This window comes from Cupriavidus sp. 01T418, from assembly GCF_056398885.1.
In genome coordinates this window covers 42824-49279 of record NZ_JBFTQG010000050.1, presented here as the reverse complement: position 1 = coordinate 49279, position 6456 = coordinate 42824, and the positions used below count along the sequence as shown (strand labels likewise).

Below are 6456 nucleotides of genomic sequence, written 5' to 3'. Positions count from 1 at the left end.
ATGACCTACCGTGCCCCGCTCAAGGACATGCTGTTCGTGATGAACGAACTGGCCGGCCTTGAGGCCGTCAGCCAGTTGCCCGGCTTCGAGGACGCCACGCCGGAGACGGCGCAGGCGGTGCTCGACGAGGCCGCCAAGTTCAACGAACAAGTGGTGGCGCCGCTCAACCGCATCGGCGACACCGATCCCAGCAGCTGGAAGGACGGCGTGGTCACCACCACGCCCGGCTTCAAGGATGCGTTCCGCCAGTTCGGCGAAGGCGGCTGGCAGGGCGTGCTGCACCCGCAGGAATTCGGCGGCCAGGGCCTGCCCAAGCTGATCGCCACCGCCTGCAACGAGATGCTGAACACSGCCAACCTGTCGTTCGCGCTGTGCCCSCTGCTGACCGATGGTGCCATCGAAGCCTTGCTGACCGCGGGCAGCGACGCGCAGAAGTCCACCWTCCTGCCCAGGCTGATCTCCGGCGAATGGACCGGCACCATGAACCTGACCGAGCCGCAGGCCGGTTCGGACCTGGCCGCCGTGCGCACGCGCGCCGAGCCGCAGGGCGACGGTACCTAYAAGGTGTTCGGCACCAAGATCTTCATCACCTACGGTGAGCACGACATGGCGCRGAACATYGTCCATCTCGTGCTGGCGCGCACGCCGACGGCGCCCGAGGGCGTCAAGGGCATCTCGCTGTTCATCGTGCCCAAGTTCCTGGTGAACGAAGACGGCTCGCTCGGCGCGCGCAACGATGCGCACTGCGTGTCGATCGAGCACAAGCTGGGCATCAAGGCCAGCCCCACCGCCGTGCTGCAGTTCGGCGACCACGGCGGCGCCATCGGCACGCTGGTGGGCGAGGAGAACCGCGGCCTGGAGTACATGTTCATCATGATGAACTCGGCGCGCTTCTCGGTCGGCATGCAGGGGATTGCCGTGTCCGAACGCGCCTACCAGCAGGCGGTGGCCTTTGCCCGCGAGCGCGTGCAAAGCCGGCCGGTCGACGGCTCGGCGCGTGAAGCCGTGACCATCATCCACCACCCGGACGTCAAGCGCATGCTGATGACCATGCGCTCGCTGATCGAAGGCGCGCGCGCGGTGGCATACGTGGCKGCGGCGGCATGCGATACGGCGCACCAGCATCCGGACGACGCGGTGCGCAGGCAGAGCCAGGCCTTCTACGAGTTCATGGTGCCCATCGTCAAGGGCTGGAGCACCGAGCTGTCGATCGATGTCACCAGCCTGGGCGTGCAGGTGCAYGGCGGCATGGGCTTTATCGAGGAAACCGGCGCGGCCCAGCATTATCGCGACGCCCGCATCCTGCCGATCTAYGAAGGCACGACYGCGATCCAGGCCAACGACCTGGTCGGCCGCAAGACCATGCGCGATGGTGGCGCGGCCGCACGCGGCATCTGCGCGCGGATCGCCGAGACCGAGGCGGCGCTGGGCCAGCATGGCGGTGCCGCATTTACCGCGGTGCAGGCGCAACTGGCCAAGGGGCGCGCGGCGCTCGAAGCGGTGGTGGAGTTCGTGGTGGCCAATGCCAAGTCGGACCCGAATGCCGTGTTTGCCGGCAGCGTGCCTTACCTGAAGCTGTGCGGCATCGTGTTCTCCGGATGGCAGCTCGGCCGTGCGATGCTCGCCGCCGACGCGAAGCGTGGYGAGGATCCGTCCTTCAGCGATGCCAAGATCGCGACCGCGCATTTCTTCGCGGAGCACATCCTGTCGCAGGCATCGGGCTTGCGCGATGCGGTCGTGTCGGGCGCGGTGCCGGTCAATGCGCTGAGCGAAGCGCAATTCTGAGATCGTCCCGGTCCATGCATGAAAAGGGCGGCCCCGCGGGGCCGCCCTTTTTTCCTCCAAAAAAAGCGGGAGAGGAGAGCAAGCCGGCGGATGGAATCAATACGTCTCCAGATGCAAGCGCCCATCCTTCTTCAGCGCGGCGCCGACTATCTCCCACGACAACCCCGCCTGTTCCGCGACATCCTTCAACGCCAGCACCACGCCCTCTTCCATGCTCTTCAACCCACAGACGTAGAAGCAGGTGTTGGGATCGGCAAGCAAAGGCCCCAGGTCCGCGGCGCGCTCCCGCATCACGTTCTGCACATAGCGCCTGGGTTGCCCAGGCGTGCGCGAGAAGGCGAAATTGGTATCGATGAAATCCTTGGGCAGGCTCTGCAACGGCCCAAAGTAAGGCAGTTCCTCCTGCGTGCGCGCACCGAAGAACAACATCAGCTTCCCGCCCTCGAACTTGCCTGACTTGCGCAAGCGCCGACGCCATTCCGTCATGGCGCGCATAGGCGCACTGCCCGTGCCAGTGCAGATCATCACGATATTCGAGCGGGGGTGATTCGGCATCAGGAAGCTCGAACCAAACGGCCCGATCACCTCCACCTTGTCGCCCACCTGCAGATCGCACATATAGTTCGACGCCACGCCACGCACCGGATTGCCCTGGTGATCCTCCAGCACCCGCTTGATGGTGAGCGAGATATTGTTGTATCCGGGCCGCTCGCCATTGCGCGCGCTGGCGAGCGAGTACTGCCGCGCATGGTGCGGCCGCCCGCTGGCATCGACACCCGGCGGCACGATGCCGATCGACTGGCCTTCCAGCACCGGGAACGGCGACGTACCGAAATCCAGCACGATGTGGTGCGTGTCGTACTCGCGGCCTACCTCAGTCACGCGTACATTGCCGGTCACGGTAGCGGTGATCGAGCGGGACGCGGCCTTGGCGCCGTAAAGATTGGTGTAGGCGTGCGCGGCGGACCAGGGCGGCACGCTGGCACCATACTGCGCGCTGTCGAATACGTCCTCGCCAGTCACGGCGGCAGGCAGCGACACCGCCGCCGCTTCGAGCACCGGCTCGGCATCCGCCGCCACGCCCTCCGCGGCCAGTTGCTCGGCCGACAATTCGTCTGGCAGCGTGTCCCAGCCAAGTTGCTCCGTCATGCCGTACGCCTTGACGCGCGGCATGGTACGCCAGTTGTCGATCGACCCGGTCGGGCAGGGCGAAATGCAGGCCATGCAGGCGTTGCACTTGTCCGCATCCACCACGTAGTTGCGCGAATCGTGGGTGATGGCCGAGACCGGGCAGGTGGCCTCGCAGGTATTGCAGCGGATGCAGATCTCGGGGTCGATCAGGTGCTGCCTGATGACCTGGATGTCGGACATGTCCATGGCGAACTCCTGGTGATGCGACCCCTGTGGCCGGGGCCTTTTGCCGCGGAGCCGCGGGGCTGGCTCCTGCCTTCTTTCTAGGCTTGCCGCGCTTTAGCTTTAGTTGAAGCGCACGTATTCGAAATCCACCGGCTGGCGGTTGATGCCCATCACCGGCGGCGCGATCCAGCCGGCGAACTTGCCGGGCTCGACCACACGGCCCATCAGGCTGGCCACGAAAGCGCGGTCGGTCTCGCTCGGCAGCCACGTGTCGACGTTGGCCTTCCATTCGGCGTCCGAGATCACCCGGCCGTCCGGCGAGATCTTCACGCCGGAGAGTGCGCCGATATTGCGGTGGAAAGCCTTGTGCGGCACCTTCAGGCGGAACGGGATGCCGGCCTTGTCGAGGACCCGGTTCCAGCGCTCCACACCGGCAACGCTATCCTTGATGTAATCGTCGCGCAAGACTTCGTTGAGCGCGTTGAGCATCGGCACTTCCTTCTCGATCAGCTGGCCGCCGGTGGCCTGCAGGACCTTGTAGGTCTGGCCCTTGAGCACGTGATCGTCGGCTCGCTTGCCTTCCTCGTAGCGGCCCTTGAGGCCCGTGCTGTAGAAAGTGGCGGCGTTGCTCGACTCGTCCGCGCCGAACAGGTCGATAGTCACGCTGTAGTGGAAGTTGAGGTAGCGCTGGATGGTGGGCAGGTCGATCACGCCGGCGGCGCGCAGCCTGGCGGGATCGTCGGTCTTCAGCTCGTTCATCACCTGGCAGGTGCGCTGGATCACGCGCGACACGCCACTCTCGCCGACGAACATGTGATGCGCTTCCTCGGTCAGCATGAACCGGGTCGTGCGGGCGAGCGGATCGAAGGCGCTTTCGGCCAGCGCGCACAGCTGGAACTTGCCGTCGCGGTCGGTGAAGTAGGTGAACATGAAGAACGACAGCCAGTCCGGGGTCTCTTCATTGAACGCCTGCAGGATGCGCGGGTTGTCCTGCTGGCCGCTGCGGCGCTCCAGCAGCGCTTCGCCCTCTTCGCGGCCGTCGCGACCGAAGTACTTGTGCAGCAGGTAGACCATGGCCCACAGGTGGCGGCCTTCTTCCACGTTGACCTGGAACAGGTTGCGCAGGTCGTACATGCTGGGCGCGGTCAGGCCGAGGTGACGCTGCTGCTCCACCGATGCGGGTTCCGTATCGCCTTGCGTCACGATGATGCGGCGCAGGTTGGCGCGGTATTCGCCGGGCACATCCTGCCAGGCGTCCTCGCCCTTGTGGTCGCCGAAATGGATCTTGCGGTTGGCCTCGGCGGGATTCAGGAAGATGCCCCAGCGGTAGTCCGGCATCTTCACGTGCCCGAAATGCGCCCAGCCCTGCGGGTCGACGCTGATGGCGGTGCGCAGGTAGATGTCGAAGTTCTGCGAGCCGTCCGGACCCATGTCGTTCCACCAGCTCAGGTAGTTGGGCTGCCATTGCTCCAGCGCGCGCTGCAGGGTGCGGTCTTCGCTGAGGTTGACGTTGTTGGGGATCTTGTCGCTGTAGTTGATGCTGGACATCATGGTCTCCGAGGCTGGCTATGCGTGGGTGCAGAGAGTGCGATTCCGGGTGCGGCGCTCCACCTGGACACGCGCCGCACGACGATGCTTTGACTACGGAACAACGTCAGACGCGGTTCCAGTCGAATGCGGCCTTGTCGCCCTTGCCGTAGACCTTGAGCGCGCCCTTTTCGCCAACGGCGTTGGGACGCTGGAAGATCCAGTTCTGCCAGGCGGTCAGGCGCCCGAAGATGCGGGTGAACATGTTCTCCTGGCCGTTGAAGCGCAGGTTGGCTTCCATGCCGGTCAGGGCATCGGGGGACATGGACGCGCGCTCTTCCAGCGCGATGCGCACTTCATCGGTCCAGTCGATGTCGTCCGGATTGGCGGTGACCAGGCCAAGCGCGAAGGCGGCATCGGCATCGAGCGGCTGGCCGGCCTTGGCGCGTACCGCGTCCAGCGCGGGTTGCTCGTCGTAGAAGCGGCGGCCCAGGCGGCTTTGTCCCGTCACCATCGGGTACAGCCCGAAGTTGGTCTCGGCCACGGTGATCTTCGGGGCGCGCGCTGCGTCGTCCGGCAGCGCCAGGTGGTAGCTGCGGTCGCAGGCCAGGGCGAGTTCGAGGAAGGTGCCTGAAAAGCACGAGCCCGGCTCGATCAGCGCGAACAGGCTGCGCGAGGACACATCGAACCGCGAGAAAGTGCGGCGCAGCAGGCCGATGGTCTCGCGCACCAGCCAGTGATCCTTGTTGGCGAGCAGCGTGGCGTCCATCGCCAGCACGTTGGCGGCGTCGCCTTCCGTCTTGATCAGCCAGGTACCGATGTCGAGCTCGTTGGTGCGCATCGACAGGATGGCGTCCTCCAGTTCGCGCGCCAGTTGCAGCGGATACCAGGCGGCGCCGGCCTCGGCGATGGCGCCGACGCTTTGCGGCTGCGGGCCCGACGGCGCCTTGACGGTGAAGGTGGCTTTGCGGCCGGCGCGGTCGATCTCGACGGTGACATGGGTGTAGCGCAAGGCATCGCTCTCCACGCTGCGCTTGACCGGGGTCAGCGTCACACCGCCGGCAGCGGCCGGGCGGTCGCTCTGCGCGGCCAGGGCCAGCGCGCGCTCCTGCACTTTCTGCGCGAACACGGCGGGCTTGGCGATATCGTCCACCAGCCGCCAGTCCTTGGCGCGCTGGCCACGCACGCCTTCGGTGGTGGTGCAGAAGATATCGGCGAGGTCGTGGCGCACGTGGCGCTTGTCGGTCACGCGGGTCAGGCCCCCGGTGCCGGGCAGCACGCCCAGCAGCGGCACTTCGGGCAGGCTGACGGCGGAAGAGCGGTCGTCGACCAGGATGATCTCGTCGCAAGCCAGGGCCAGTTCATAGCCGCCGCCCGCGCAGGCGCCGTTGACCGCGGCGAGGAACTTCAGGCCGCTGTGCCTGGAGGAGTCCTCCAGCCCGTTGCGCGTTTCGTTGGTGAACTTGCAGAAGTTCACCTTCCAGGCATGGCTGCTGACGCCCAGCATGAAGATATTGGCGCCTGAGCAGAACACCTTGTCCTTCCCGCTGGTGAGCACCACGGTGCGCACCTCGGGATGCTCGAAGCGGATGCGGTTGACGGCATCGTTGAGTTCGATATCGACGCCGAGGTCGTAGCTGTTGAGCTTGAGCTTGTAGCCGGGACGCAGGCCGGCGTTCTCATCGATGTCCACCGCCAGCGTCGCAACGGGACCGTCGAATGTCAGCTTCAGGTGCTTGTATTGGGACGGGTCGGTCTGGTAGTCGACGCGGGGGGCGGTGGTCATGC

Annotated in this window: 4 protein-coding genes; 1 reads left to right on the top strand and 3 read right to left on the bottom strand. The window is 65.8% G+C overall.

The genetic code is table 11. The annotated features are described in order from the left end of the window. Complete coding sequence (locus AC1DQ3_RS30845) at positions 1 to 1785, top strand: acyl-CoA dehydrogenase (protein WP_477123918.1); 1785 nt, start codon at positions 1 to 3, stop codon at positions 1783 to 1785. Positions 1786 to 1881: 96 nt separating this feature from the next. Here the strand turns inward: AC1DQ3_RS30845 and boxA are convergent, their stop codons facing one another. From boxA to boxC, 3 genes are all read right to left on the bottom strand, one after another. Further along, positions 1882 to 3162 (bottom strand): benzoyl-CoA 2,3-epoxidase subunit BoxA, encoded by a 1281-nt coding sequence (gene boxA / locus AC1DQ3_RS30840; RefSeq protein ID WP_477123917.1) that lies wholly within the window; start codon positions 3160 to 3162, stop codon positions 1882 to 1884. A 99-nt stretch (positions 3163 to 3261) separates the two neighbouring features. After that, positions 3262 to 4689, bottom strand: coding sequence for a benzoyl-CoA 2,3-epoxidase subunit BoxB (gene boxB, locus AC1DQ3_RS30835; RefSeq protein WP_477123920.1), 1428 nt, complete (start codon positions 4687 to 4689; stop codon positions 3262 to 3264). A 106-nt stretch (positions 4690 to 4795) separates the two neighbouring features. After that, complete coding sequence (boxC, locus tag AC1DQ3_RS30830) at positions 4796 to 6454, bottom strand: 2,3-epoxybenzoyl-CoA dihydrolase (RefSeq protein ID WP_477123916.1); 1659 nt, start codon at positions 6452 to 6454, stop codon at positions 4796 to 4798. Positions 6455 to 6456: the final 2 nt, after the last annotated feature.

Excerpts from the sequence above, each read along its gene's own strand:
- boxB (WP_477123920.1), bottom strand. The coding sequence starts at position 4,689 with ATGTCCAGCATCAACTACAGCGACAAGATCCCCAACAACGTCAACCTC.
- boxC (WP_477123916.1), bottom strand. The coding sequence starts at position 6,454 with ATGACCACCGCCCCCCGCGTCGACTACCAGACCGACCCGTCCCAATAC.
- boxA (WP_477123917.1), bottom strand. The coding sequence starts at position 3,162 with ATGGACATGTCCGACATCCAGGTCATCAGGCAGCACCTGATCGACCCC.